Origin of the sequence: Vitiosangium sp. GDMCC 1.1324 (assembly GCF_003044305.1) — a bacterium.
Lineage (GTDB): Bacteria > Myxococcota > Myxococcia > Myxococcales > Myxococcaceae > Archangium.
Genome location: NZ_PZOX01000011.1, coordinates 49,008 through 74,281, shown reverse-complemented (window position 1 = coordinate 74,281; position 25,274 = coordinate 49,008). Strand labels below are relative to the sequence as shown.

The following is a 25,274-nucleotide window of genomic DNA, read 5'->3' as shown; positions in this document are numbered from 1 at the left end:
CCAGACGTGTCTGTTCGAGTGCTCACGTGGACGCTTGCGGTGTTCCTGCTGATCCATCCGCAGGCGGCCTCGGCGTTCCCGTGGATGATCAAACACAATTATACGAGCTGCCAGTCGTGTCACGTCGACCCCAGCGGTGGCGGCGTGATGACTGATTACGGGCGCGCGCAGCAGCAGACGCTCCTCGAGACCCAATGGGGGACGCCCAACCTGGAGGGTGAAGCGAGCCCCAACACCCAGTTCCTCTATGGCGCGCTCGGTTCCTCGCGCCCGGAGTGGTTTCTGCCGGAGTTGTCGGTGCGCGCGGGTGGCCTCTTCTCGCGCTCGGTGAATCTCGGAGCCTCAAGCAACGAGGGCCAGGTCCGCGACGTGCTGGTCCCCGTGGTGATGGCCGCCGATGTTCGCGCCGCGGTGGTGGCGGGAGCCTTCCGGGCCATGGCCTCGCTCGGTGTGGCACCCCGCCGCGCCTTCGCGGCCAGCCTGACCCCTGTCGGCGACGTCGACGGGACGAAGCTCATCAGCCGCGACTATTGGCTGGGAGCCGCCCTGCTGGATGATGCGCTGTTCATCAGGGCAGGACGTTTGACACTTCCCTTCGGAATCCGCTCGGTCGAGCACACGCTCTGGGCCAGAGCGGTGACCCGCACCGACTTCAACGACAGCCAGCAGCACGGAGTGGCAGTGGCCTACTCGGGAGAAAGCTTCCGCACCGAAGTGATGGCGATCGCCGGCAACTTCCAGGTGAGCCCGGACGACTATCGCGAACGTGGGGCTTCCGGCTACTTCGAGTACGTCTTCGCGCCGAACCTGACCGCCGGTGTGTCCAGTCTGGTGACCTTCGCCCGCTACGACCGCCTGAGGTCCGAGGCGAACACGTTGCGTCAAGCGCATGGACTGTTCGCCCGCTATGCGCCGTCCCCCGACCTCGCCCTGGTCGCGGAACTGGACGCGCTGGTGCGCAGCAGCCAGCAGGGAGGGCTCCAGGCGGGCGTGGTGGGGTACGCCCAGGCGGATTTGGAGGTCGTCCGTGGCCTGCACCTCCTGGGCACCGTCGAGCTCCTTCGAGAGGACCAGCGCGGAGCGGCGGGTACGCAACTCGGTGGATGGCTGGGCATGAGCTGGTTCGTGACGCGTGGCCTCGAGGTCCGGCTCGACGGGTTTGCCCGGCAGACGCCTGTCCAGGGGCAGCCCTCCATCTCCAACCTGGGCGGCGTCCTCCTGCTGCACCTCTACTTGTGAGCCCGAAAGTGCCAAGCACCTTCTGTCTTTCCCGTTTCGCCCGACCGATGGTGACGGTCGCGCTCTTCCTTGGCACCACTGCCGGGGCTACCAGCAATTTCCCCCCCGTGATCCGGACGGCGACGGCGATGGAGAACCCACCGCCATGCACCGTTTGCCACGCCACCGCCGTTGGCGGGAAGGGGACCGCCACCCAGCCCTTCGTGGAGACGCTGCGGCAGCACGGCCTGACCGGCGCGTTCAACTCGGAGTCTCTTCAGACGGCGCTCAACGGAATCAGAGGGGATGGCGTGGACACGGATGGCGACGGCACCGGTGATTGGAACGAGCTGGCGGCGGGTCGTAATCCCAACGTGGCCTCCTCGAATGGAAGCTCCGACCTCTTCTATGGGTCGGCCACGGATGGAGGCACGCCGGGGGAAGTGCCATCGGATGCACCCCCCATTCACTATGGCTTTGGATGCACGGCCGCCTCGGCTCCTTCTACGTCCGCGCTGCTCGGCGCCACGGTGGTTGTCCTCCAGCGTCGTCGGCGCAGCCAGCGCTGAAGACCGGAACGAACGAACCCGAGACAACGACAACCCGTATGAACTTCAAAGTGAAGAGTCTGCTCCTGGCGCTGCTGTGTGCATGTTCACAAGGTCCCGGTTCGCAGTCGCCGGATGGAGGCACCCAGACGCAGAACCCCGGTCCCAAGCCGGATCCCGTCGATGGTGGCTTGGGAGCGGACCTGGATCCTTCGGAGCTGGACCCGGTCTCGCACGGAGGTACCCTCACCTTCGAGTCCATCGGTGCGCCGGGTTGGTATCCGAGTCGGCGTGATCCCGAGACGGGGCCCTGCGATGCCTACCAGGCCTCGGGTTGTTGTCTCAGCAAGCACACCATCGAAAGCAATGCGCTGACCCCGTGGGACGAGGATCTCATCGTGACCCTGCGTGGTCCGATGAAGGTCAAGCAGTTTGCCGTGTATCAACCGGCGGGCGATTCGAAGGGTCCCTGGAACCTGGTGTCTTCTTGGGACGATCGGAGCCCGAAGAGCCCGCAGGGCCTCCACTTCGAGGGGAACAGCACCGAGGAGAAGGGGTTCGACGGCATCATCGGGACCGAATGTCTGGTCGACGTCTCGACGAGCGAGGACTTCGCGTGCGGTCCGAGAAGCGTGCCGTACTGCCCGCCGCAAGGTAGCGGAAAGAAGAAGACCTGGGGTTGGTCTGGCTCGAAGCTCTTCGTGATGCTCGCCACCATGCCCCACGCGGGTTCGCTGGGCCATGCTTGCTCGCAGAATTCGAGCGGAAACTGGTTCGATGCCCCGTGGGTGGGCCTCAGTCATGGAGAGCTCGTGCGCGCTGGCGCCTTCGGCGGCTGTCACTGTTATGCCAAGGAGCCTGACAAGTGGTACCTGGGTGACGGCTGCGGTCAGTTCAACGTCTTCGAGGTCGTGAACGACAACAACGACTTCCGGAACTTCGACGTCTTCAGCACCAACATGTTCGGCTATGCGGGCTACGTCGGCGAGGGCCCCTGTGGCTCGAAGTGCAAAGCCGACTCTCTGGGCAGTGAAGTCGACCTGATCAACAAATCGACGAGTACCGAAGCGACACAGGGCGCGGTCGCCAGCCCCACCCGTGGGCCCGGTGCAGCGCTCCGCCGTCCGGTGTCCGGCTATCGCTACTTCTTGATCCTCCTCGACGTTCCGAGCCGGACCGTCCAGTTGGCGATCATCCATCCGCTCAATGTTCCCGCCTCGGTCGGCGCGCTGCTCCCCGGATTGCCGGCCCAGATGGAGGCGTCGACCGTCGAAGCAGTCCGAACCTTGCGGCTGCCCAGGTGAGAGGCGAGTTCGGTTCACTTTTGAAGGCGACGTGACAGAGGTATGGGACGAGTGATTCTTCGCGGCCAGTGGTTGAATGCAGTGGTTTCGCTGTGCGTGCTCTTGATGTCCTTCTGGGCTCGTGCGGAGCAGGGGGTCACGGTTCTCGAGCTCATCGGGGACCGTCGGGACGCGGTTCGAGGACAGCTCGAACGTTCGTTGCAGGCCAAGGGCTCCGAGGTCGTCAAGGGCAAGCTGTATGAAACCCGTGCGCGACGGTTGGGGTTCCGGGGACACGAGGCCTACACGGATGCGGCCATCGCCGCGCTCTCGCGGGAACTGGGGCTCGCGGCGACCGTCCAGGGAGCCGTATCGGGACCTACGCTCACCGTGAAAGTGGTGAGCACGTCAGGAAGGCTGCTCGGAACCGAGTCATACCCGCTCAAGAAGGGAAAGCTTTCACAGAAGGACGCCCTCCGCGCTGCGGAAACGATCTTGACGAGGTTGCGCGGAGCCGCAGCGGAGGTCGTCCCCCAGGAGTCTGTAGAGGCAGCAAAGCCGGCCGCAGACGCACTCGTTCCGAGTGGCGCCGGCACCGCCGAACCCACGGCCAAGGTCGAGGCAGCTCCAGCAGTTCCACGGGAGGAAGTGCCGCCGGTGAAGGCTCCTGCGCCGATGATGGGGCCTCGATGGGTCTCCGTGAGGTTCGGTGGAGCCACCACCTGGCGCTCCTATTGTGCGGCCCCCGGCATCGCGTCGTGCGGTCAACTGGAATCGCAGCCGGTGGAGGAGAGGCCGGGGAACTACTTGTTGTTCGGAACGCCGAGTCCGTACTCGGGCCTGAGCGCCGAGCTCGATGTGTTTCCGCTGGTTCTCCTGGGAGACACGGCGCTGAAGGGCCTGGGCGTAACCGCTGAGCTGTCGCGTCGCTGGTCCCAGGTCAGTGTCACCGGAGGCGGACGTGGGGGAACCATGAGCGCCGCGGACATGTATTGGTCGCTCTTCGGCACCTATCGTTTGTACTTCCCGCTACCGTTGACGGCCACGCCCCTCCCCGCGTTCGTGGGGCTTCGGGGGGGAGTGATTTCCCGCTCGTTCGAGGTGGCCGAGGAGTACCAGGCGCTGCTTCCCAAGACGAGTCGCACGCATGCGTCGTTGGGCCTGGATGTGTCAGTGACCCTGACCCGTCTGGCTCGGGTCGAGGCGGGCTTCCTGTACTTCATCCGGCCGCAGCCAGGCCATGAGCAGAAGGATCGTTATGGTCCCGAGGTGTCGAGCAGCGGTTTCGGGTTCGAGGTGGGAGTCAGCGGCGATCTCTTCGGGCCACTCGACTACAGCATTCGCTACCGCTTCCAGAAATACGCGGACACATTCTCCGGAGCGGGAACGGACTGGACCGAGGGAGGCATCTCCCAGGAGAGCTATTCCGGCCTGACCTGGACGTTGGGCGCATCCTTCTGAGAGCACTGCCACCCTACCCCACTTCAAAGGCGCTTATGATACTTCGTGGCCTCGTTTTCAGCCTCCTGATGGTTGCAATCCAGTCCTGTGCAGTCGCTCCCAGCGAGCCGAACGATCCCATCGGGGATGGCGGGAGCCCGCGTGCGGATGGAGGAGTTCCCGACGGTGGTGGTTCCGCTGATGGTGGCACAGACGACTGGGGCAACGGTGCGATCTCGGTGGATGGGCGAGCCATCAAGGCAGGTGGCAAAGCCGTCCAGTTGAAGGGCGTCTGCTGGAATCCTGTCGGAAAGGGTCACGACCACCCGCCCAGGGGTGACTACGCCGCCTTCGCCGACAAGGATATCGCGCTGATGAAGGCCGCGGGCATCAACGTGGTCCGCACCTACGACACCATCCGCGACACCGCGGTGCTGGACAAGCTGCACGCCGCGGGCATCCGCGTGATCATGAGCGTGTACGCCTACGGTGGCGACCCCGCATCTCGCGCCTCCGAGCACGTCACGGCGCTCAAGGATCACCCCTCCATCCTCATGTGGTCCCTTGGCAATGAATGGAACTACAACGGCCTGTATACCAATATGTCCTTCAATGACTCGATGGCTCGCTTGAACCAGATCGCCGCCGCGATCAAGTCGCTCGATTCCAAGCACCCCATCGCGACCGTCTATGGCGAGCTGCCCTCCAAGGCCACCATCGAAGCAATGCCGGACATCGACGTCTGGGGCCTGAACATGTATCGCGGAATCACATTCGGAGACGCCTTCACCAGGTGGAAGGACCTCAGCCCAAAGCCCATGTTCGTCGCCGAGTACGGTGCGGATGCCTTCAATGCGAAGATCCCCGGATACGATCCCGAAAGCCAGGGCAAGGCGACCCACGATCTGACCCAGGAGATTCTCGATCACTCGACCGCGAACAAAGGCGGCGTGTGCTCCGGCGGCACCATCTTCGAGTGGTCGGACGAGTGGTGGAAGTCCGGGAATCCCTCCCAGCACGACAACGGTGGCACTGCCCCCGGCGGTGGCCCCTACCCTGACGGCACCTTCAATGAGGAGTGGTGGGGTATCGTCGACGTCGACCGAAACACGCGGCCCGCGTACGAGGCGCTCAAGAGCCTCTACGCGCCTTGAGCTGAGTTGTGGCGGCACGTTGTCTTGAAAGGAGTCGAAATGTGAGCTGCGTTCCTGAAAAGTTTGCCTGTCGGAATCCAAAGCAGGAAGTGACCATCCGGCCCGCACTGTTCGCGACGGTTTCCTGGGTATGTCTGGCGGTTGCCGCCTGCAGCCCCAACACCGCGCAAATCGGCGACGGGCCAGCGCCGGGCGATGGGTCTAATGGCTCTGACGGCTATACCGAGCTGACCTGGCCCGAGCAGCAGCCCACGATCCATTACACGCTCCCCAGTGGCACGCTCGTGACGAAGGTCGGCGGACGCACGCGCGACCGCCACGCACGCGAGATGCCCCCGAAGGGCGATCCGATGGGCGGGGACAACTACATGACCTTCGCGGCGCACTATTTCGAGCGCCGCACCCACGACATCACCATCTACGACAATCCCAATCCCGACCCCAAGAAGCCAGGTACCCGCATCCTGACGCTCGTCGTGCGTCCGCAATGGTGGTTGTACGGGACGAACTTCCGGGGCGGGTACATCGGGCGGCGCGGAGACGAGCCCTACCTGCCGATGTCGGTGGCGCTCTACGGCGACAACGGTGGCATGAAGCAGCAGCCCCCCGGGACCCTTCTGAAGGACCAGGAGCTGAAGACTCCGATCGAGAACTACGACGCCCTGCCGGACAACAACAGCCCAAGCACCTATCGGGATCTCAAAGTTCCTCTCGCGGACGGCGAGTTCGTGTTGGTGAAGCAGATCACGCGCTCTCCCGCGCTCAATCGGGATCTGCGAGAGGGCGACCTGTATGAATTCGAGCTCGGCATCTTCCTGGACGGCACCAAGGGCGACGAGCTCGGTCGCTTCAATTACTACTCGGATGCGCTCGTCTACCGCGTCGGCTCTCCTGGCATTGTGCCCTGGTACCGAGGCCCCTGCTGTGATGCCCCCTCGATTCCCTGGGACTCGACGCCCATCCCGGACAGCGCCCTGGCTGGCGGCAAGATGATGACCCTGCAGGAGGACACCTCGGGGTTCACTCACATCAATTTCATGCAGGCGAGCCTCAATATCGCCGGTCGCAACATCCAGGCCTTCACTGAAGGGCGACGTCTGATCCATACCTCCTTCCTCACCGGTGGCCACCACGAGCCTGGCAATCCGCCTGTCACGGCTGCCATGAACAAGGCGGGCCCCAGGTTCCAGCAGGCCTCATGCATCGACTGCCACGTGAACAACGGCAAGAGCTCTCCTGCGCTCAACGCGCCATTGTCGACGATGGTAGTGCTCACCGCGGATGTGGACGACACCGGCAAGCTCGTGCCGGACAGCCGCTTCGGCGGGCACCTCTGGCAGGGAGTGGTGAACGACGGCAAGACCCAGTACGACGGACGCAACGCGGTACTGAAGATCACCGCGTATCGAGAGATCCCGGGGCAGTATCCGGATGGCACTGCGTACACGCTGCAAGAGCCCATCTATTCGTTGACGGATCGGATGGGCAAGCCGCTGGAGATGCCTGCCCGCATGTCGGTGCACACGGCTCCGCACATGGTGGGGATGGGCCTCCTGGAGGCGGTGCCGGAGAGTCAGCTGAAGGCCCTTGCCGATGCGAGCCGACATGATGCCGATGGTGCGGTCGGCAAGCTTCAGTTGATTCCGGATCCACGTTCCCCGTCGGTCATCCGCGTGGGTCGCTTCGGCTGGCGCGGCACGGCTTCGACCGTGGAGGAGCAGGTCTCAGGCGCCCTGAACAACGACATGGGCGTGACGACGTCGATGTTCCCCACCCACAACTGCGGCCTGGCCAAGGACGACGCGGATTGCCGTAATGCGAATTCCACCACTCCGGAGATCAGCAACGAGGACGTGCGCCGCATCGTGGATTACACGAGCCTCCTGGCGGTCCCACCCCAGCGCCACTTCCCCGGTGAGCAGCCTCTCCGGAACTACGCCGTGGACTTCGGAGCGCTGGTCCAGGATCCGGATCAGTCCAAGCTCGAGGCCGAGTTGGCGAAGATGCGGGAAGATGAAGCGGCCGAGCGTCAGATGCAGGAGCGCGTCGCTGCCGGCTCTGTGCTGTTCAAGCAGGCTCGCTGCAATGCGTGCCACGTGGCGACGCTGACCACTGGAACCGCACACCGCTATGCCGAGCTGCGGGAGCAGACCATTCATCCGTACACGGACCTGCTGCTGCACGACATGGGGCCTGAGCTTGGAGACAACTACCCTCAAGGTGTCGCCACTGGGCAGGAGTGGCGCACGGCGCCGCTGTGGAGCCTGGGTCTGCTCGAGCACACCAATCCCGGTGCGCGTTTCCTCCACGATGGTCGTGCCCGCACCATCGAAGAGGCCATCTTGTGGCACGGAGGGCAGGGCCGCGCGAGCCGGGACCGCTTCAAGGCCATGTCAAAGGAAGAGCGCGGCAAGCTGATCGACTTCGTGAAGTCGCTCTGATCCCTGGTGCCTTCCGGGGTGGAATTGCTCGAAGCGTTCACGTCCGAGGCCGGGCGTGAACGCGCCACTCCTCCAGGCAGACAACCAGCAGGTGCCGGCCCGGCTCGCGAGGCTGCCTTATGCGTCGAGGAAGAGCAGAGCGACCACTGGTGCCAACCACATCCCTGATTCCGTTCTACAGCCCGAAGCTATCGCTGATGATGGCATGTCGACCCCAGGCCTCGGCCTGGAGCGACTCTGGAGGGACAGGCGCAGGGGATTCAGGGGAATGAGACGCGTTCGCGCTCTATGATCTGAGGCCCCTCTGACGTAGCAACAATCTCCTGGATGGCGAAGGTGGAACGGGTGACGTCACCCGCCATGTCGAAGTCAATGTCACCACTGGCGCCTTGGAAGTCCAGGTCGGCGCCGACATTCTGCACGGCCAGCGCATGAACTCGTCGGTGCCGACCCACCACCACAGGCGTCGCCGAGTCGGGTCGTGACACGTCGCGCTCCCCCAAGCGGGAGCGCAGAAGGCGAGCGTGGCGCCTGAAACAGTGGCGGAGCAGGAAGCGAGGAAGGAGCGGCCAGCGCGAGTGGACCGGGCAGGGCTGCTACGAAAGACCTTCGCGGTGGATGTGTTCGCCTGCGTGAGGTGTGGAGGCAGGCGGCGAGTGCTGGTGTACCTGAGGCATCCCCTCATATTGGGCCGAAGACTTCACGGAAGACGACTGTTCGCGGATGAGTTCAACGAACCGCACCATCAAGGGCAGCAACCTGCTTTCGGGCGTCATGGGAATTGCTTGATAGTATTCATATCCCTGGCGGAAGAGCGAGTAGGTCCGCGTCTTCACCGTATTGGCTTTGAGGTGGCGCTCCATTCCGAGGCTCTCCCCCGCCGCCCCCAGGAGCGTCAGCAGCGCACACGCCAGCGCGCTCACCAGCAGCAGTCGGTCCCGTCTCTCCGTCGAGCGCACCTTCACCCAGGACAGGCCCATGCCGAAGCGCAAGTCCTTCATGTCCCGGAACGTCTCCTCCGTCCGGAAGCTCTTGGAATACAGCCCCACCACGAAGGCCGCCGTGGCCTCTTTGAGACTCGTCGCCAGACACCAGGGCTCCTTCATTCCTTTCTTCTTCACGCACACCACCGCGGGCACGGGGGTGTTGTCCTGGGTGACACTCGCTCCCGTCATTCGCAGCGCACGGCCCGATTCGGGCACCCACTCTCCCGCGATTTTCTTCTCTCCTGTCGCATCCGTGACTTGAATGCACTGGCGGAAGCGCACCACATAGTCAAACTTCAACTGCTCGAGCAAGGCGTAGAACTTCTGGTCCCCAAAGCCCCGGTCGGCCAGCACCGTGAGCCGCACCGGCTCGGGCACGACTTCCCGCAGTCGGTTGAGCAGGAAGTCCTCCGTCTCATTGCGCATTCCCTCCAAGGCTGCTTTCTCCACGGTGAACCACACCAGTGGCGTTGTCCGCCCGTGACTCGCAACCAACGAGGCCACGAGCGTGGCGTGGCCATCCGCGTCGAAGTCCGTCCAGTCCAAGGCGACTACAGCCTCGTTTCTCTGTCCCAACACGTACGGCACCCACTGGGCGAACAACTCCCAGACGTTGATGCCCTGGTTGGAGAGGAATCGATCCTGAGCCATCCCCTCATTTTAGCAGGCAAGCATGCCCGCTCGTCCTCGCGGCGCGGGAGAAGCGCTCGAAGGCCCGTTCCGCTGCGGTGAGCTTGCGGTCCAACTGTTCCCACTGACGCGGCTCGATGTCTTTGCGTGCCCGAGACAGTAGTGCCCTGGCATTGTCCAGGTCCGCCTTTCCAATCCACGACCGATCCGGTGTCGGCTCCATCGGCGCGGAAACGAGCCGGATGCGCGGGCCCGAAGTGGGAGTCGAGCCGAAGGCGTGGGGCCGTGGCATCGACTGTGGGGCGGGCGCGCTAGCGCAGGCGGTGAGCAGCACCAGGAGCGCGCTCCAAGTTCGCAAGCGCATCGTCACGTTCTTTCATCAAGCGAGGGGGCAGGCTCAAGTCGGGCCCGTTGGGGAGTATGCCAGCACGCCCCGATAGCGAGGGACGAGCACGCGGGGGGAGCGGCACACGGCAGCCGCAGCTCGGGCCTGTGGAGGGCTCCCTGGGAGGTAGCGGTGCCAGCGGGCAGGACCCTGGCACCGGGGAGCAAGCTGCACCCCGCCAGTCGCACACCGCCCGGCTTGGGGTGGGCCGCAGGCGGGAAGGTGGGGCGCATGTGCCCTCAGTGTGCCCCTCCAGCGGGTGGTGCGGGCCCTGCCCGCGCTGGAGGCCGCTCGCTCACTTCGCGGACAAGCCGCGCTTCCTGAGTGTCGACTCCATCGAGCCGGGGTTGATGTCGCGCCCCTGCGCCACTCGATCGTTCCACGTCTCCTTCTTGCCGATGGTGCCGGGCACCTCGACCATGGAGATGGTGCCCGGCACCGGGCACACCAGGTGGCAGAGGTTGCAGCCCACGCACTCGTGGTCGTCGATGACCGGCAGGAAACGGCCCACCGCGCCCGCGGCCTTCACCGGCACCTCGGGGATCGAAGCGGGGATGTGCGTGTGGCCGGCCTTCTGGTGCTGCTCGACGGTGCGCCCGGGGATCAAGATGCATTGGTGCGCGCCGTCCATGCACGCCACGTGGCACAGGTTGCAGCCGATGCAGGTGTCCGGGTTGATGCGCGCCTTCAGGTTGTAGTTGAGATCGAGGTCGCCCCACTCCGCGTACGCACCCACCGCCCGGCCGCGCAGCTCGTTGACCGACTTCATGCCCTTGCTGTCGAGGAAGTCCGACAGGCCTTCGAGCATGTCTTCGACGATGCGGTAGCCGTAGTGCATCACCGCGGTACACACCTGCACCGAGGTGGCGCCCAGGGCGATGAACTCCGCGGCATCCCGCCAGTTGGAGATGCCGCCGATGCCAGAGATGGCCATGTGTCTGGTGGCCGGGTTCTTCGCCAGCTGGCTCACCATGAAGAGCGCGATGGGCTTCACCGCCGGGCCGCAGTAGCCGCCGTTGGTGGACTGGTTGCCCACTCGCGGGTTGGGGACCATGCGCTCCAGGTCCACGCCCAGCAGAGATTTGACGGTGTTGATCAGCGACACCGCAGGCGCGCCCGCACGCGCCGCCGCTTCGCCCGGCTCGTTGATGTCACCGGTATTGGGCGTCAGCTTGATGATCACCGGGGTGCGCGCGTACTCCATCGCCCAGCGGGTGATCTCCTCGAGCACCTTGGGCTCCTGGCCCACCGCGCTGCCCATGCCGCGCTCGCACATGCCGTGAGGGCAGCCGAAGTTGAGCTCCAGGCCATCGCAGCCGGCGTCCTCGGCGCGCTGGATGATCTCCTTCCAGTTCTCCCGGGTCTCCACCATCAGCGAGGCGATGACGGTGTTCTTCGGGTAGCGCTTCTTGACCTCGTACATCTCCTTGAAGTTCACCTCGAGCGGCCGGTCGGTGATGAGCTCGATGTTGTTGAGGCCCATCATGCGCGTGTTGCCGTAGTCGTGGCTCCAGAAGCGCGAGGTGACGTTGGTGATGGGGTCACCCAGCGTCTTCCACACCGCGCCGCCCCAGCCCGCGTCGAAGGCGCGCATGATCTGCGGCCCGGAGTTGGTGGGAGGCGCCGATGCCAGCCAGAACGGGTTCGGCGACTTGATGCCGCAGAATTCGATGCTCAGATCAGCCATGATTCACTTCGTTCCCAGCGCACGGATCATGTCCCGCACGGCAATCTTTGCTTCCTGAACTGCGTTCACGACCTCTTTGCCCCCGTTGACACAGTCGCCGCCGCTCCACACCCTGGCGTGGCCGGTGCGGTGCGTCTGGGGGTCGACCACCACGCGGCCCTTCTGATCGACCTGCACGCCGGTGAAGCCCCCGGCGACACTGGTGGCCGTGGCCTGGCCGATGGCCAGCGCCACCAGCTCGCACGAGAGATGCTCTTCACCTCCGCCGACCGCCCTGCCGTTCTCCGCGCGGGACAGGGTGGCGCCGGTCAGCTTGCCGGCGCCATCGCGGTGGAAGGCGCTCACCACGCGGTTCTCGATGAGCCGCACGCCGTGCTCGCGCGCGCGGGCGAGCTCGTGCTCATAGCCAGACATGTTCTTGGCCGAGCGGCGGTAGACCATCGCCACCTCGCTGAGGCCGAGGAGCTTGAGTTCGTGCGCGATGTCGATCGCGGTGTTGCCTCCGCCGATGACCAGCGCGCGATCCACGTGCGAGACGGAGAACTTGGGGGCTGCCTTGATGCGCTCGATGAGCTCCACCGCCCCCCACACGCCGTCGCCCACCTCGCCCGGCACGCCGAGCGCGGAGTCAGGCCCCAGGCCGAGCCCGAGGAACACCGCGTCGTACTCCTCGAGCAGCGCCTGTGCGGAGACCTGGCCCTGGCCCGCCTCACCAGCCACGACCTCCACGCCGCTCCGCAGCTCGATGTCGCCGAGCGAGAAGATCCAGTCGATTTCCTGCAGCGCCTGCTGGCCCGATTGTTTGTAGGGCGCGATGCCCAGCGTGTTGAGCCCGCCGGGAATGGCCTTCTTCTCGTAGAGCACCGACTGGTGGCCCTCGAGCGCGAGCAGGCCCGCGGCGGTCAGCGAGGCGGGGCCGGTGCCGATGAGCGCCACCTTCTTCCCGGTGGGTGGCTTCCTGGCGGCGACCAGCTTGCCCATGGGAACGGAGGCCAGCGCCGACTCGATGGCGAAGCGCTGCAGGCGGCCGATGGCGATCGGCTCGCGGCTCCACGCGTTGTAGACGCACGCGCCGGCGCACAGCACCTCGACAGGACACACCCGGGCGCAGGAGGCCCCCAGCAGGTTCTCCTTCAAGATGGTGCGCGCGGCGCCGGTGGTGTTACCGGTACTGATCTTGTGAATGAAGTTGGGGATGTCGATGCCGGTCGGGCACGCCTTGATGCACGGCGCGTCGACGCAATACAGGCAACGGTTGGCTTCGGTGACGGCCTCGGCGGGATTGTACGCCGGCTTCATCTCGCTGAAGCGCTGCTCGAGTCTGCCGCTCGGCAGCACGGGAAGCGGGAACATCGGATCTCCGGAAACTTTTGGGGAAGCCGGAAAGATCGCAGCGATGATTCACGTATGTCAAGTTCGGTGGGTTGATGCGTCGCGACGCGCTCCCGGAGTTCCCTCACGAAAGCAAGCGCCGAGTAAATTCGACAAAGGCCGCGGTCACCGCCACCGGATGGTCGATCCACGGAAAGTGGCCCGCCTGGGGGATCGAACGCGCCAGCACGTTGGGGGTGTGATAGGCCGACGCAGCCCATCCGTGCTGGCTGACGATGCGGTCGCACTCGCCCCATAGCCGCAGCACAGGGATATCGGTGGGCCACCACTGTGCCGTGTAGGTGTGGTCGAAATGCGCGTCGGACCATTCGACGGCATCGATGTTGTATGGCATGCGCGCCAGCAGGGCGCGGCCGGCTTCCAGGGCGGGCGGGGTGAAGTTCCATTCCGCGGAGGTGACAGCCAGCGCGGTGAGGTTCGCGATGGTCTTCTCTTGCGCGTAGGCGAGGGCCGCGCACTCGAACGCCGGCAGCGGGTACTGCTGCGTCATCGCCACATACTTCGGGTGCCACGAGCTGTCCGGCGCCGTATCGAGCAAACCCATGCCACGAATCAGGCCCTTCAGTTGCGGCGTGGCAAGCAGGTACATGCCACCGGTGGAGTGGCCGAGGAACACCGCATCGGACACCGCCTCGGCCGCCTCGACGAGTACCTGCGGCCACTGGGCATAAGGGTCATCGTGCTGCCGCGCGATGTTGGAGCCGTGGCCGGGCAGATCGATCAGCCAGATCGAGCCCGGCACGTCCATGACATCGGCCAGTTCCTGCAGGCTTTCCGAACCGATGCCCGGGCCGCCGGGCAGCAGCAGCCAGTTCAGGGGGCCTGGACGGGTCGAGTGACGTCGCATCCGGACGCCGGATGGCGTGTAGCGTGTTTCCATCTTCAAACCTGTGGCGAGCGCGATGCCGCATGGTCGGGTGGGCGCGGGTGGCAAGCTTTTCCAATGGCCATGCCGCTGAGTCAAGTTCGGACAGATCTGGGCAGTCGGACCTCCGTGGTCTCTCAGCCTGCGTGAAGGATCCGAAAGCGATCGGGTTCCGCCGGATCTCGCTCAACGACTTGGATTGGCGCCCAAGCCCACTGCCAAACGCTGATGCCTGGCGTGCGGGAGAACTGGATCTGCCCGCGGGTGCCTTCGACTGCAACGCGCGGCCAGGATTCGGCAGTGCGCGCCCGCTCCGCGCCGTGAGAACGCAGCACATCGGCGAGGACGGCGACCGTGTCGTAGCCCTCGAAGGCGACGAAGGAGGGCGCTTTGGCCAGCCGCTCGCGGAGGGCCGTCTCGACTCGTGCACCGAGTGGGCTGAGGCGCTCGGGCAGGTAGCGCAAGAACGGGATCCCGGCGCTGTCGTCGCCCAGCAATGTCGCCCATTCGGCGAACTCCGGTTGCCCGGCCGGAGCACCCATCATGATCTCGGCGAGGCGCTGGTCGCGGCGGACGGACTTGACGATCGACACTGCCGGCTCCGGGTGGCCGACCAGAAGAAGGAGGGCTGTCGCGCGATTGTGGACGAGCTCGTCGCACACGGCCGTGAGGGCGAGCGTGCGCATGTCGAGTTCGATGACGGTGCCGCCGCGTGGAGCGAGGTAGTCCCGCAGAATGCGGGTCCCAGATGCCCAGTAGACACTCGACTCGACGGCTACGGCGATTCGACGGTGGCCCGCGCTGAGGAGGAAGTCTGCGTAGATCTGCCAGCCGTGGGACTGCGCCGGGGCGAGGCGCGCGACCCATTCCGTTGGCTGTTCGGTGAGCGCGTCGAGAACCGCTGATGAGCAGAGGAACGGCATGCCGAGGGCGTCGGCCCTGGCGGCAGCGGCGCGAGCGACGACGCTGTGATACTCCCCCGCCAAGGCAGCCACGCCCAGGCGAGCCAATTCGTCTACGGCCGCCGCGGCCCTCTGTGGATCAGCCGCGGTGTCTCGGACCACCAGCTCGAGTGGTCTTCCGGTGATGCCGCCGGCGTCATTGACTTCGCGAACGGCCAGCTCGAGTCCAGCGAGCAAGTGTTGGCCTGCCTCGACCCACCCAGGCCGAGTCAGCGGAACGAGAGCGCCGATCTGGACGGATGATCCGTCAGTCCGCTCCGCTCCAGGTGGCGATGGTGGCGTATTCATGCGTTGGCGTCTCCCGTGTGACGATTCGGGTGCAGTTTGCCCGGCTCGCAGAGAGAACGTCCCGGTCAGCCGGCAGCGGAGGTTGATGTGGGGGACGAAACCAATCACTACAGCGCGACGGCCGGGAGAGCAGCTCCCAGCGCATAAGAAAGCTGGAAGGCCGGCCAGGTCAGTCGGAGACCCAGGCGGCCAGGTGCTCACGGCCGCCGGAGCGGGTTGAGTTCCGGGCGCCAACGTCCCACGTCGATCAATCCCGCGTCAGGAGACGAGGCGTGGCCTCGCCCTTCCACCATAGCTCCAGGGTGTTCGGCTTGAGGCCAATCCGAAGCATGTCGACCCCGTCCACCGCGAACAGGCCACCGTTCGTCAACGGCGTCAGGTGCCGTGGCGCCGGCCAGAGCGGATGGCCGGGACGTGCGATCCACAGGCCATCCTTTTCGGCGGTCACCACGTATTTGCCGTAGGTACCGGGCGCGGCTTGGAGCGTGGCCTCGGGAGGCGTGACGGGATGGAGGCGCGCCTCGAGCGCCAGCAGCGCCCAGGTGTAGTCGGCTCCGACGCTGGGGTCGGGATTCGCCGCGAGGAGCTCCCGCAGTGCGCGCGCATGTGCCGCGTCCTGCGCCTGCTCCGACGAGGTGGCGATCTCCGGGGTCACGCCGGTGCCCTCCCAGTTGGTCTTGCTGACCGGATGCACCGGACGCCCGGTCGAGACGCTCAACATGAAGCCCGGCGCGATCGGCACGAAATCGTTGTTGTTGGCCGCGCCGGCGGTGCCCGAGCCGACCAGCTTGCCCAGCTTGAATTGCTGCACGTCGTACGCGAAGGACTCGGCCGCCGAAGCCGAGCCTTGGTCGATGAGGACGTAGAGCGGCTTGCCCAGCATCCGACCCGCCGGGAGGTTGTCGAGTGCCCGCGTCTGCACGGGTTCGCGCCCGGCATGAAGGAAGGTGATCTCGAGCGTTCCAGGCTTCAGGAAGTGGCTGACCAGATACTGCACCGCCTCGGAGGCCCCGCCGCCATTTCCGCGCAGGTCGATGATCACGGCGTCGCCGCCTTTGAGGAAGCGCATCGCCTCGTCATAGGCCTGGCCGGTCTCGTCGCTGATCCAGTGGAACCCGGCGATTCGCAGGTAGCGGACATTCCCGGCCAGGATCCGCATGTCGGTCAGGCCATGGTTATCCCGGCGCGCGGCCGCAGCGTCGAAGCCCGCCAGGTCCTGGCCGGGCGGGCCCGAGGCCGGCATTGTCGCCGCAGCATAGCGCTGCGGGTTGTACTCGATGAACGCATGGCTGTCCTGACTCGCCTCCCGCAGGTCGCTGGTGAGCAGGCCGGCGAGCTCATTGGGATTCTCGACGTTGTACCGTCTGGCCGCTTTGGCCTTGTCCAGTCTCGCGAGGATGGCGGGCGTCTTCTCTGGGAACACATAAGCCTTCTGGTAGGCGGCCTTGACGGCACTCAGCACCGCGTCACGTTGGACCGGCGACAGGACTTGCGTCACCTTGGCCTCTGTCACGGGCGTGCGCACCTGAGCCTCCGCGGCAGTGGGGCCGCCGACCAGGACGAGCGCCATCGCGGCGGCTGAAATCAATTTCAAACGCATGAGCAACTCCGACAATGAAAGGATTGATTACGACTTGGATTTCGCGGCCAATGCCTTGGCTTGTTGCTGGATCCGTTCCCCGAAGGGACGTTGCGTGAGCGCTTCGATCGCTTCGCCGACGATCCGGGACAGCGGAGCGGAAAGCTCCGCGTCCAGCTGAGCCGCGGCGGCGTTGGTGGCGGCCCACTGCCGCTGCAGGTCCGGGATCATCTTCTCGGTCCGCCCGGTCAACACGACGATCCGCTCCCTCGCATCCTCGCCAGGCCTGAGCTCCACCAGCCCGTCCTTGACCATCTGCGACACGGTCTGACTCACGGCCGAATGGCTGATACCGATGTGGCGAGACAACAGCCGGATCGAGGAGGGCCCGGTTGCCATGAGGGCACGGAGAACAGGGGTGTAGCGCGGTCGCCACGTCAGCCCGGCGGCCGCATAGGCCGCTTCGACGTCCTGGTCGAGCAGTTCGATCAAGTGCCGCACGAGCGTGCCCAACGTCGGTGAAGCAGGAGCCATGGCCACGATATATAAGCGCTGTTACATCTCGTCAAGAGGACCCTCGTGAAGTGCGAAAGCATCACGCCCAGACAATCGCATTGACCCAGCGGACGTCCGAGACCGGCCGGGAGCGCGCTCCAAGACGGGCGAGCACACGGAGGGAGCGCCACAAAGCCAGGGCAGGCTCACTCTCACTCATACGCTCGTAGCGCTTTCGTGAGCGCCTCCAGGTACTGGGCTCCGTCCACCTCCACCATCGCGAGCCACGCGGGGATGCGCCACAACTCGCGCCGCTCGGCGAAGCCCGGGTCCACGGGGGCGAGTTCCTGGTAGCCGTGGAAGAATTCCTCCGGCACCGGCGCGAAGAAGTCGATGTAGGCCAACTTCAACTCGGGGTGGCCGTAGTAGACGGCGGGGTCGAGATGTCATCCGGAGGTCCCCGCAGCGAGAAGGCCCCGGGCGCTCAGGTGCCCGTGCCTCGTGAGCGCACGAGCCTCCCCAGTGAGCCCGACTCCCCGCTCGCCTCCCGCTCCCTTCACGGTTCAGGGAGTTTTTCGGTCGTCGCCGCGAAATCGTCTGGGAGCCGCGTCGTAGTCAGTGCTGAACGAGCACGTGCTCGGACTCCGAGCACCTCCGGCATCCAGGACGCTCGGAGCCTCCCCTCAGCCGCCCCAGAGAACCGATGAAGAGGTTTGCCCCCTCCCGATGAAGAGGTTTGCCCCCCCTGTGGGTCTTCGCCCTGCTCGTCCCGATGCTCGCCCTCGGAACGACCGCCCCCCCCGCAGCCGGGACCGGCGACGGCGGCCGAGCTGCGGCAGTCCCTCACCGCGCTGCTCGAGGAGCACCACATCCCGGGCGCGAGTTACGCGGTGTTCGACCGTCAGGGGACCGTGCTCAGCGGGGTCATCGGGCTGGCCGACCACGGCACGCGGGTCCCCGTCACCGATGGCACGCTCTTCCGCCTCGGCTCCATCACGAAGGTGGTGACGGCGATCGCCATCATGCAACTGGTCGAGCAGGGCCACTTCGGGCTGCAGACCCCGGTCTCGGAACTGCTGCCGGAGGCGCCCATCCGGAACCCATTCGGAGGCAGTGACCCAGTCCGCGTGATTCACCTGCTCACCCACACCGCAGGCTTCGACGACACGCACGCCAAGGCGTTCTTCAGCCCCGTCGAGCGACAGGGGCGCCACCTCGAGAGCATCCTCCAGAACCCCGAGCCGCTGGTGGTGCGCTGGCGGCCCGGCATGCACGAGGGCTACAGCAACCCGGGGTATGTGCTGCTCGGCGCGATCCTGGAGGCCCACTACCAGAAGCCCTGGGATGAGGTCGTCTCGGAGCGGGTCCTGAGGCCGCTGGGCATCACGCAAATCGCCGCCCTGGCCACGCAAGCCGCCCAGCGGGACCACGCCGAGAGCCACAGCGGCTCCGACATGCACCGCACTCCTGTGTTCTTCGAGCAGACCCAGGCCGACGGGGCGCTGTGGTGCACGGCGACGGACCTGGCCAGGCTCGGCCGCTTCGTGCTCACCGACGGCGCCTCCGCACCCGGGGTGCTGCGACCTGAGACCCTCCGCGCCATGAAGCAGGCCCAGTCGACGGTGGGCACCCGGGCGGGGCTGGCCTACGGCGCGGGGCTCGGGCTGCACCACCGCATCGTCAGGGGCGCGCTCTGGCAGGGCCACACCGGGGGCGTGCTGGGCGCGAGGGCGAGCATGCACTTCCACGCCGAGCAGGGCATGGGCTACGTGCTGCTGCTCAACAGCGAGAACGAGCTGCGCAAGCTAGAGGAGCCGCTCGCCGAGTTCATCTCCCACCAGACGCACTGGAATCCGCCGGCGCCGGCCCATCGCCCCATCGCAGGAGACGTCGACGGCTGGTACCGCCAGGTCAATCCGCGCATCTCGCTGCAGAGCCTCCCCACCTACCTGCTCAATGCTGGCCACGTGAAGGCGCAGGCCGACACGCTGACGGTCGAGCCCTTCCTGCCGGGCTTCGGCTACCAGGCGACGCTGAAGCACCACGGCGATGGACTGCTCTCCGACGTCGACTACGGAGAAGTGGTCAACGGGGTCGTGGTCCGCGACGGGGACGGCGCGGCCGTGGGACTCGAGACGGGAGGCGACTACCTGCAGCGCACCTCGATGGCGGCGGCGCTCCTCCCGCTCGCGAGCGTGCTGCTGTCACTCGCCCTCCTGCTGAGCACACCCTTCGGGCGACGCACCGCGCTGCGCAACCGCTGGGTGCGCCGCCTGCCGACCCTCGCCCTGCTGTCGCTGGTGCTCGGCATCGTCTGCGCGGCGAACCTCGAGCTGACCCTGCTCGCGCACGTGAACTGGCAGACGGTGGGGGTCTGGGCTGCCTCTGTGCTGTTCCCGGCGTTCGGCGTGGCCGGCCTCGTCCTCAGCGTGCGCACCTGGCGGGAGGAGCCCGCGGCCGTGGCCAGGTGGCGCTGCCTCCTGGGGTCCGCGTCCGCTGTGTGCCTGGGGGCCTGGCTCGCGACGTTCAATCTGCTCTCGTTCGCGCTGTGGCGGTGGTAGCGCGGCGCGACCACCAGGAGCCCGCCGGACTCGGCGTTCGGGTCGCCGGAAGCAAGGTGATTGAAAGCGATCCAGGTCAGAATCCGAGGAACTCGAGCTCTTCATCCGTGAGTTGAGCACGCACGGTGCTCCAAAAGCCCACGCCCCAGATGCTCGATGGCCTCGCGAGCTGAGCACGGGGCGAGCTTCATCTTCGCCATCATCTGCGTGACCGTGCTGATGACTGTCAAAGAAGAGTGCGGACACGAGCCATGGACTCCCTACCGCCTGACGGTTTCCTCCTCGATGTACTCACCGTCCTCGTCGTCGTAGCAAAAGGTGATGTCGTGATGGATGCCCCCCTCGAGGAGGGTGTCGCTGAGCTGCTGGTAGAACCTCCTGGCCTCATCCCGCGGTCCTTTCAGCGACGAGGTGAACCAACTGAAGTTTCCCTGACGCCGAGCGCCTCTCCCGGGCCCGTCGAGGTAGAACTCAAAGTGGGTGGCGTCGATACGTAGCTCGTCCCAGGCACTCTTGATTCGGATGCTCAGCGTGTCGTCGTTGGCGAACCGCCTTGTCAGGAAAGGAGTCAAGACACGAGCCAGCAACTCTAGGTTGGTGGTCTCGACCCTTCCGGCAGCGCCGGAGCTCTGATCCTTGAGCGACGTCTCGTCCATTGCGGGCTCACGAGTTTAGCGTCTGGGACGAGCATAAGCCGGACCGGTACTGGACAGGGAGTCGTCCGGACATCCTGACGAATGCGCCAGCGCTCCTGCCCCGGGGAACTGTTCACTCCGCTGGCCGCTGCTGCTTCCCGGCGCGATCGAAGGCATCGCAAGCACGCTGTGCGCCGCGCGCGTGATGGGGCTCGCGCCCGCCACCCGTGTTCTCGCTGAAGGGGGTTGGTGGGCGCGGCTGGAGGGGCGTGCCCGCTCAGCGCGTGTAGCGCTGCACGGTGGTGACCGACGTACCGGAGGTGTAGCCACCCGTCACGAGCACCTGACCCGTGTGGAGCATCGTCGCGGTATGGCCGTTGAGCGGCGCCGACAGCGTGTTCGCGAAGGTCCACACGTTCGCCGACGGGTCATACACGAACGCCTGCCCGTTCGAGAGCGTCACCAGCACCTCGCCCGAGTAGAGCATCGTCGCGCTGACGGCCGAGCCGCCGGAGGAGAGGGTGGCGCCCGAGGTCCAGACGTCGTTATACGGATCGTAGAGGTCCACGGCGTCGGAGCCTCCGCCCAGGACCAGCACCGCGCCCGAGTAGAGCCGGACGGCGAGGTGGCCACTGCGCGCCCGCGGCATGGCCGCCACCGGAGACCAGGCATTCGTGCTCGGGTCGAACACCTGCGCGTCCTGGAGCGTGACGGACGACGCGTTTGTGCCACCCGTCACGAGCACCTTGCCCGAGTAGAGCAGCGTCGCGACATGGCCACTGCGAGGTACGGACACGGAGGCCGTGTTGCTCCACGCGTTCGTGTCCGGGTCCCAGAGCTCCGCGGTGCTCGTCAGTCCATTCGTGGAGTTGCCGCCCACCACCAGCACCTTGCCCGAGTCGAGCAGGGTCGCCGTGTGGTTGCCTCGCGGCGTGTTCATGGAGCCCGCGAAGGTCCACGCGCCCGTGGCCTGGTCATACACCTCCGAGGTGTACTGCCAGTAGAGCGGGGCCGAGCCGGTCCATCCACCCGTCACGAGCACCTTGCCCGAGGGCAGCGGGGTCGCGACGTGCTTGATGCGCGCGTAGATGGGCGCCGCCGTGGGCTGCGACATGTTGGAATAAGGGTTGTAGACCTCCGCTGTGGCGTTGCTCACCACCAGCACGTCTCCCGTGGTTTTGAGGAGGGTCGCGGAGTGGTCGGACCGCGCGGTGGTCAGGTTGCCGTTGACGCTCCAGGTGCCGACTCCGCTCGGCTCCGGGGTCTCCGAAACCACGATGTTCGGAGGCGTGGTGCTGGTGAAGAAGTTCGGGTAGGTCGCGACGAAATAGGCGCCGCCCCAGGTCTCCTCTCCCGGGAAGTTGGCGCCCTTCGTGCCCTTGACCTTCAGGGTGGTGCCATCGAGCAGGATGGACAGCTCGCCGCTGACATAGCTGGGACGGGTATTGTAGTGGGATTGGAGCGACTCGGAGCGCACCACCGACAGGGTTTGGGGGTCCAGGTGGACGATCTGCAGCCACGTCCCCGCGGAGCCGCTCGGCGAATACTTGTACGTGTAGCTGACGGCGACCCCGAGATCATTCGCGGCGATCGATACCTGGGGAGGAGAGTAGGCGCCTGGGAGCTCCGCGCTCCCGGCGCCCCACGGACACGAGGCCGAGGCCTGCCGGGTGATGACGGGCACGTACGTGGGTGGGATCGGGGGCATGACCTCCTTGTAGGAGACGGTGAAGGTGCACCCGCGCGAAGCGGCGGAGGTCAGCGCCGAGACGCTCGTGGCGAGCTGGGGTGATTCCTGGGAGGCGTGCCCACCACAGGCAGGCATCAGGAGTGCAACGGCGAGGGAAGCAACGAGTTTCACGGTTCGCATGTGTTCTGGTTCCTTGTCGGCGGCGTGCGCCAACCGCTGCTCCGTGCAGCACTCGGGATGTTCCGATCCAGCAGCTTTTTCGTCTATTGGTATTGTTTCAGGAGGAACATTTCTCTGTGTCTGGTCATGCGAGAAGGACAGCCTCTGCGAGACCTGACGCGGAGTGGCACCCGGTCCGGTCCTGCCGTGTCCATCGGGGCCGCGAAGCCAACACCTGCACCGTCCAAGCCCTGCTGGCCACCATGCTCCTCCTTGGCCGGGCCTCCCCGGGATGCCGGCGCGGGCCCCCAGTATAGCGAAGTAGCCAGGCGAGCGGACGAAATGCCGCGGTACCTCGTTGCGCGCCTCGGGACAGTGGATCGTGTCCGTCATCGCGACCTCCAGTGGCGCGGCGGCCGCCTATGTGCGCGAGCGTCTCACCAACCTGCGCATGGCCATGTTCCTCGAGCTGGCCACCACCGCCGGGGCCCTGACGGGGGCCGCGCTCGCGGGATTCGTCAGCGGGCGCTGGCTGTACGTCGTCTTCAGCGGGGTGATGGCGTACTCGGCGCTCGCCATGTTGCGCAAGCTGGGGCCTCGCCCCTGTGGGAAGCGCAGCCTGAGCAGTCGTGTGCCCAATGCGAGCTGCACGGCCTGTCCACCGGCTTGGTGCACTGCTCGGCGCCACCCTTCAGCGGCCCTCCTCCGCCCCTCTGCACCAGCCCGCACCCTCCACAGTCCTTCTGAGCCACGGGACCCGGCATGTCAGCGGGCTTCGTTGACATATCAATAGACTCCGCTGACATGTCAGCAGACAGCATTGACGTGTCAGCGGCCCTCGGAGGCGTGTCAGCGGCACGCTCCAAGCTCCTCCCCCGAAGGCAGCGCTCACGGCACGAACGTTGCCTTTATGGCAGTCCGTCGGCATTCTGGCCGGCGCATGGACCGCGAACAGCGGGGAGGCAATCCACCGTGAGCACGACCTACAAGATTCACCCTGCCATCGGCATCGCGCGGGTGGGGAACAGTGACGATTACTACCTCGCGCCTGTCACCGCGGGCGGGCTGCCCCAGGAAACGAACGGCACTCCGGTCTCGCAATTCCGCGACAACCAGAACCGCATCCGGAGGCAGGCGGCCCGCTTCAGCGTCTACGTCTACGACCAGAACAGCCCCAACGGACGCCTGCTCCAGTTCGATCCCAATGGCATCGTCGATATCGAGTGGAAGGTGCGTCTGGCCAACAAAAAGGCGGCCTGGCGCAAGTTCCTCCAACTCTATGGGGAGAACGGCTACGATGCGAACCACCCCTACCGCAACCCGCTCACCGTGGGGGACGACCGCAAGAAGCTCATCATCGACCCGGGCCCGCAGACGGTCCGCTGCACCAGTGGCACCACCCAGGCGGAGTTCGCCCAGGGCAAGGGGCCAGCGGGTTATGCCCAGACATTCCCCCCGGCGCTGACGCCGAACGGCATCACCACGCTGGGAGAGCTCCAGACAGAGCCCGAAGGCAGCCTCATCGTCGCCGGGGGCTATGGCAACTCCGGCGTGGACGCGAGATACCCCTACACCTTGTCGCCCGAGCTGCTCGACACGCTGGAGACGCTCGACACGAATCCCCTTCCCTCGGATGTCGTCGAAAAGCTCCAGCCGATCCAGAACAATGCCTATACCGATTCCGCCTCGCTCGACGCGGATCTCAAGAAGGTGCTCGGCGCAGACACGGATGACTACAAGACGTGGGGGCCGAAGCTCATCACCGCGGCGCAGCAGCCTCGGATCGATGACTACGCCAACAACAACTACTGGTTCGACGACACGTCGGACGGCCCCGTCACGGCCACGCTCATCCTTTACAATGGCGACAGAGTGACGGTGAATGAGCCTGCCTGGGTGCTCGTGGGGCCCCCCGCGTACGCGCCGCAGCTCCTCAACATGGTGACGCTCTATGACACCCTGTACGACGTCGCCGTCCGCGAGTTCGGCTACAACCCGGCGCTCTACTCCAACGGGAAGTTCAACGAGAGCTACACCCCGAACATCCAGGCGGAGATCCAGCCCATCCTGAAACGTCCGGCCGCCTACCGCTGGGTCGCCGACATCAATGCCCAGGGTGTGCAAGCGCACAACGCGGCCAACAGCGATCCGGGCTCCAACTTCTTCGACTACCTGCGCAAGCCCGGGGACTTCAACCGGGCCGGGCAGATGCCGCAGCTCGCGGGTGACAACCCCCTCAACAACTACGATCGCCGCAACTACCTGACGCTGACACAGACCCAGTACTTCCTGCTGTCGCAATACAACAATGGGCAGGTGGATACGAACCCGCCGGTAGACAACTCCGGCGACGGCGAGAAGCTGGACCGCGCCGTGCTGGAGAACTGCGTGGGAGGCCCCTTCTGCCCAGGCATCGAGATCACGTGGATCAGCCGCAACCCGGCCATCTACAGCCGGCCCTTCCGGCTGAAGCACAAGCCGCTCTCGGACACCCAGGGCCTCAGCTTGAGCGAGGACTTGAGCCAGGGGTTGGAGCCCGGGGATTGCACCCGGTACATGGCCCTGCCCTGGCAGGCCGACTACAATGAGTGCTCGGACGAGTACATCGACAACAAGAACATCTGGTGGTGGCCCTCACAACGGCCCTACATGGTCTACCCGAAGGACAATCCCGATACCCAGAAGTATTGGACCCGGAACGATTCAGGTAACGGCGCGGACAATTATGCAGACGACGTGTTGATGATCTACAACTGGAAGGACCTGGGATTCATCGTGCAGCAGGCAGGCACGCCGCCCTTCGTCGAGGTGGAGCGGCTCTCTCCCGAGAAGCCGGACCCCACATTCGACACGCCGGACCCCACGTTCTAGAGCAC

General features: G+C 65.8%; 19 protein-coding genes and 1 pseudogene. 9 read left to right on the top strand and 11 right to left on the bottom strand.

All coding sequences use genetic code 11. The annotated features are described in order from the left end of the window. Window positions 1-6: 6 nt before the first annotated feature. The 6 genes from DAT35_RS59170 to DAT35_RS29380 all read left to right on the top strand — a co-directional run bounded on the left by DAT35_RS59170 (window position 7) and on the right by DAT35_RS29380 (window position 8,084). Window positions 7-1,239 (top strand): hypothetical protein, encoded by a 1,233-nt coding sequence (locus DAT35_RS59170; RefSeq protein ID WP_158501928.1) that lies wholly within the window; start codon window positions 7-9, stop codon window positions 1,237-1,239. A gap of 107 nt (window positions 1,240-1,346) precedes the next feature. Continuing rightward, window positions 1,347-1,787, top strand: coding sequence for an MYXO-CTERM sorting domain-containing protein (locus DAT35_RS59165; protein WP_158501927.1), 441 nt, complete (start codon window positions 1,347-1,349; stop codon window positions 1,785-1,787). Between the two features lie 38 nt (window positions 1,788-1,825). Next, complete coding sequence (locus DAT35_RS29395; protein WP_158501926.1) at window positions 1,826-3,070, top strand: DUF2403 domain-containing lipoprotein; 1,245 nt, start codon at window positions 1,826-1,828, stop codon at window positions 3,068-3,070. A 42-nt stretch (window positions 3,071-3,112) separates the two neighbouring features. Beyond that, window positions 3,113-4,510 (top strand): hypothetical protein, encoded by a 1,398-nt coding sequence (locus tag DAT35_RS29390; protein WP_158501925.1) that lies wholly within the window; start codon window positions 3,113-3,115, stop codon window positions 4,508-4,510. Window positions 4,511-4,728: 218 nt separating this feature from the next. Continuing rightward, window positions 4,729-5,643, top strand: coding sequence for a glycoside hydrolase family 2 TIM barrel-domain containing protein (locus DAT35_RS29385; RefSeq protein ID WP_158501924.1), 915 nt, complete (start codon window positions 4,729-4,731; stop codon window positions 5,641-5,643). An 8-nt stretch (window positions 5,644-5,651) separates the two neighbouring features. Next, window positions 5,652-8,084, top strand: a complete 2,433-nt coding sequence (locus DAT35_RS29380; RefSeq protein ID WP_146209926.1) for a di-heme oxidoredictase family protein — start codon at window positions 5,652-5,654, stop codon at window positions 8,082-8,084. 260 nt (window positions 8,085-8,344) lie between these two features. On the opposite strand, the gene DAT35_RS58315 is transcribed toward DAT35_RS29380, so the two are convergent. The 9 genes and pseudogenes from DAT35_RS58315 to DAT35_RS29330 form a co-directional block, all read right to left on the bottom strand. Continuing rightward, entirely contained in the window at window positions 8,345-8,572 is a 228-nt protein-coding gene (locus tag DAT35_RS58315) for a hypothetical protein (protein WP_146209925.1), read from the bottom strand. Window positions 8,573-8,680: 108 nt separating this feature from the next. Further along, window positions 8,681-9,721, bottom strand: a complete 1,041-nt coding sequence (locus DAT35_RS29370; RefSeq protein WP_108071127.1) for an IS4 family transposase — start codon at window positions 9,719-9,721, stop codon at window positions 8,681-8,683. A gap of 659 nt (window positions 9,722-10,380) precedes the next feature. Further along, window positions 10,381-11,772, bottom strand: coding sequence for an NAD-dependent dihydropyrimidine dehydrogenase subunit PreA (preA, locus tag DAT35_RS29360; protein WP_108071123.1), 1,392 nt, complete (start codon window positions 11,770-11,772; stop codon window positions 10,381-10,383). A gap of 3 nt (window positions 11,773-11,775) precedes the next feature. Beyond that, window positions 11,776-13,125: an FAD-dependent oxidoreductase gene (locus tag DAT35_RS29355; protein WP_108071120.1), complete on the bottom strand. Its 1,350-nt coding sequence runs from the start codon at window positions 13,123-13,125 to the stop codon at window positions 11,776-11,778. 103 nt (window positions 13,126-13,228) lie between these two features. Beyond that, window positions 13,229-14,044: an alpha/beta fold hydrolase gene (locus DAT35_RS29350; RefSeq protein WP_108071118.1), complete on the bottom strand. Its 816-nt coding sequence runs from the start codon at window positions 14,042-14,044 to the stop codon at window positions 13,229-13,231. 122 nt (window positions 14,045-14,166) lie between these two features. Continuing rightward, window positions 14,167-15,279 carry an ABC transporter substrate-binding protein gene (locus DAT35_RS29345; protein ID WP_108071116.1) on the bottom strand — a complete coding sequence of 371 codons (1,113 nt, stop codon included), beginning with the start codon at window positions 15,277-15,279 and terminating at the stop codon, window positions 14,167-14,169. A gap of 247 nt (window positions 15,280-15,526) precedes the next feature. Next, the gene (locus tag DAT35_RS29340; RefSeq protein WP_108071114.1) at window positions 15,527-16,879 is read right to left on the bottom strand and encodes a S41 family peptidase; all 1,353 of its coding nucleotides are present in this window, start codon (window positions 16,877-16,879) and stop codon (window positions 15,527-15,529) included. Window positions 16,880-16,906: 27 nt separating this feature from the next. After that, a complete protein-coding gene (locus DAT35_RS29335; protein ID WP_233261816.1) occupies window positions 16,907-17,359 on the bottom strand; it encodes a MarR family winged helix-turn-helix transcriptional regulator in 453 nt (150 codons plus the stop codon). A gap of 206 nt (window positions 17,360-17,565) precedes the next feature. Beyond that, a pseudogene (locus tag DAT35_RS29330) lies at window positions 17,566-17,784 on the bottom strand (fructosamine kinase family protein); the annotation flags it as partial. Window positions 17,785-18,243: 459 nt separating this feature from the next. On the opposite strand from DAT35_RS29330, the gene DAT35_RS29325 reads away from it, so the two are divergent. Beyond that, window positions 18,244-19,914: a serine hydrolase gene (locus tag DAT35_RS29325; protein WP_233261782.1), complete on the top strand. Its 1,671-nt coding sequence runs from the start codon at window positions 18,244-18,246 to the stop codon at window positions 19,912-19,914. 260 nt (window positions 19,915-20,174) lie between these two features. Here the strand turns inward: DAT35_RS29325 and DAT35_RS29320 are convergent, their stop codons facing one another. Beyond that, window positions 20,175-20,570 carry a hypothetical protein gene (locus tag DAT35_RS29320; protein WP_108071107.1) on the bottom strand — a complete coding sequence of 132 codons (396 nt, stop codon included), beginning with the start codon at window positions 20,568-20,570 and terminating at the stop codon, window positions 20,175-20,177. A gap of 256 nt (window positions 20,571-20,826) precedes the next feature. Continuing rightward, window positions 20,827-22,419, bottom strand: a complete 1,593-nt coding sequence (locus DAT35_RS29315; protein WP_233261781.1) for a kelch repeat-containing protein — start codon at window positions 22,417-22,419, stop codon at window positions 20,827-20,829. 361 nt (window positions 22,420-22,780) lie between these two features. Here DAT35_RS29315 and DAT35_RS29310 point away from each other — a divergent pair, with 361 nt between their 5' ends. Beyond that, a complete protein-coding gene (locus DAT35_RS29310) occupies window positions 22,781-23,191 on the top strand; it encodes a TSUP family transporter (protein WP_369946150.1) in 411 nt (136 codons plus the stop codon). A gap of 179 nt (window positions 23,192-23,370) precedes the next feature. Continuing rightward, on the top strand, window positions 23,371-25,269 hold the full coding sequence (locus tag DAT35_RS29305; protein WP_108071101.1) for a LodA/GoxA family CTQ-dependent oxidase: 1,899 nt from the start codon (window positions 23,371-23,373) through the stop codon (window positions 25,267-25,269). Window positions 25,270-25,274: the final 5 nt, after the last annotated feature.

Excerpts from the sequence above, each read along its gene's own strand:
- DAT35_RS29320 (WP_108071107.1), bottom strand. The coding sequence starts at position 20,570 with ATGGACGAGACGTCGCTCAAGGATCAGAGCTCCGGCGCTGCCGGAAGG.
- DAT35_RS29340 (WP_108071114.1), bottom strand. The coding sequence starts at position 16,879 with ATGCGTTTGAAATTGATTTCAGCCGCCGCGATGGCGCTCGTCCTGGTC.
- DAT35_RS29390 (WP_158501925.1), top strand. The coding sequence starts at position 3,113 with ATGGGACGAGTGATTCTTCGCGGCCAGTGGTTGAATGCAGTGGTTTCG.
- preA (WP_108071123.1), bottom strand. The coding sequence starts at position 11,772 with ATGGCTGATCTGAGCATCGAATTCTGCGGCATCAAGTCGCCGAACCCG.
- DAT35_RS29350 (WP_108071118.1), bottom strand. The coding sequence starts at position 14,044 with ATGGAAACACGCTACACGCCATCCGGCGTCCGGATGCGACGTCACTCG.
- DAT35_RS29345 (WP_108071116.1), bottom strand. The coding sequence starts at position 15,279 with ATGAATACGCCACCATCGCCACCTGGAGCGGAGCGGACTGACGGATCA.
- DAT35_RS29395 (WP_158501926.1), top strand. The coding sequence starts at position 1,826 with ATGAACTTCAAAGTGAAGAGTCTGCTCCTGGCGCTGCTGTGTGCATGT.
- DAT35_RS29370 (WP_108071127.1), bottom strand. The coding sequence starts at position 9,721 with ATGGCTCAGGATCGATTCCTCTCCAACCAGGGCATCAACGTCTGGGAG.
- DAT35_RS29355 (WP_108071120.1), bottom strand. The coding sequence starts at position 13,125 with ATGTTCCCGCTTCCCGTGCTGCCGAGCGGCAGACTCGAGCAGCGCTTC.
- DAT35_RS29315 (WP_233261781.1), bottom strand. The coding sequence starts at position 22,419 with ATGCGAACCGTGAAACTCGTTGCTTCCCTCGCCGTTGCACTCCTGATG.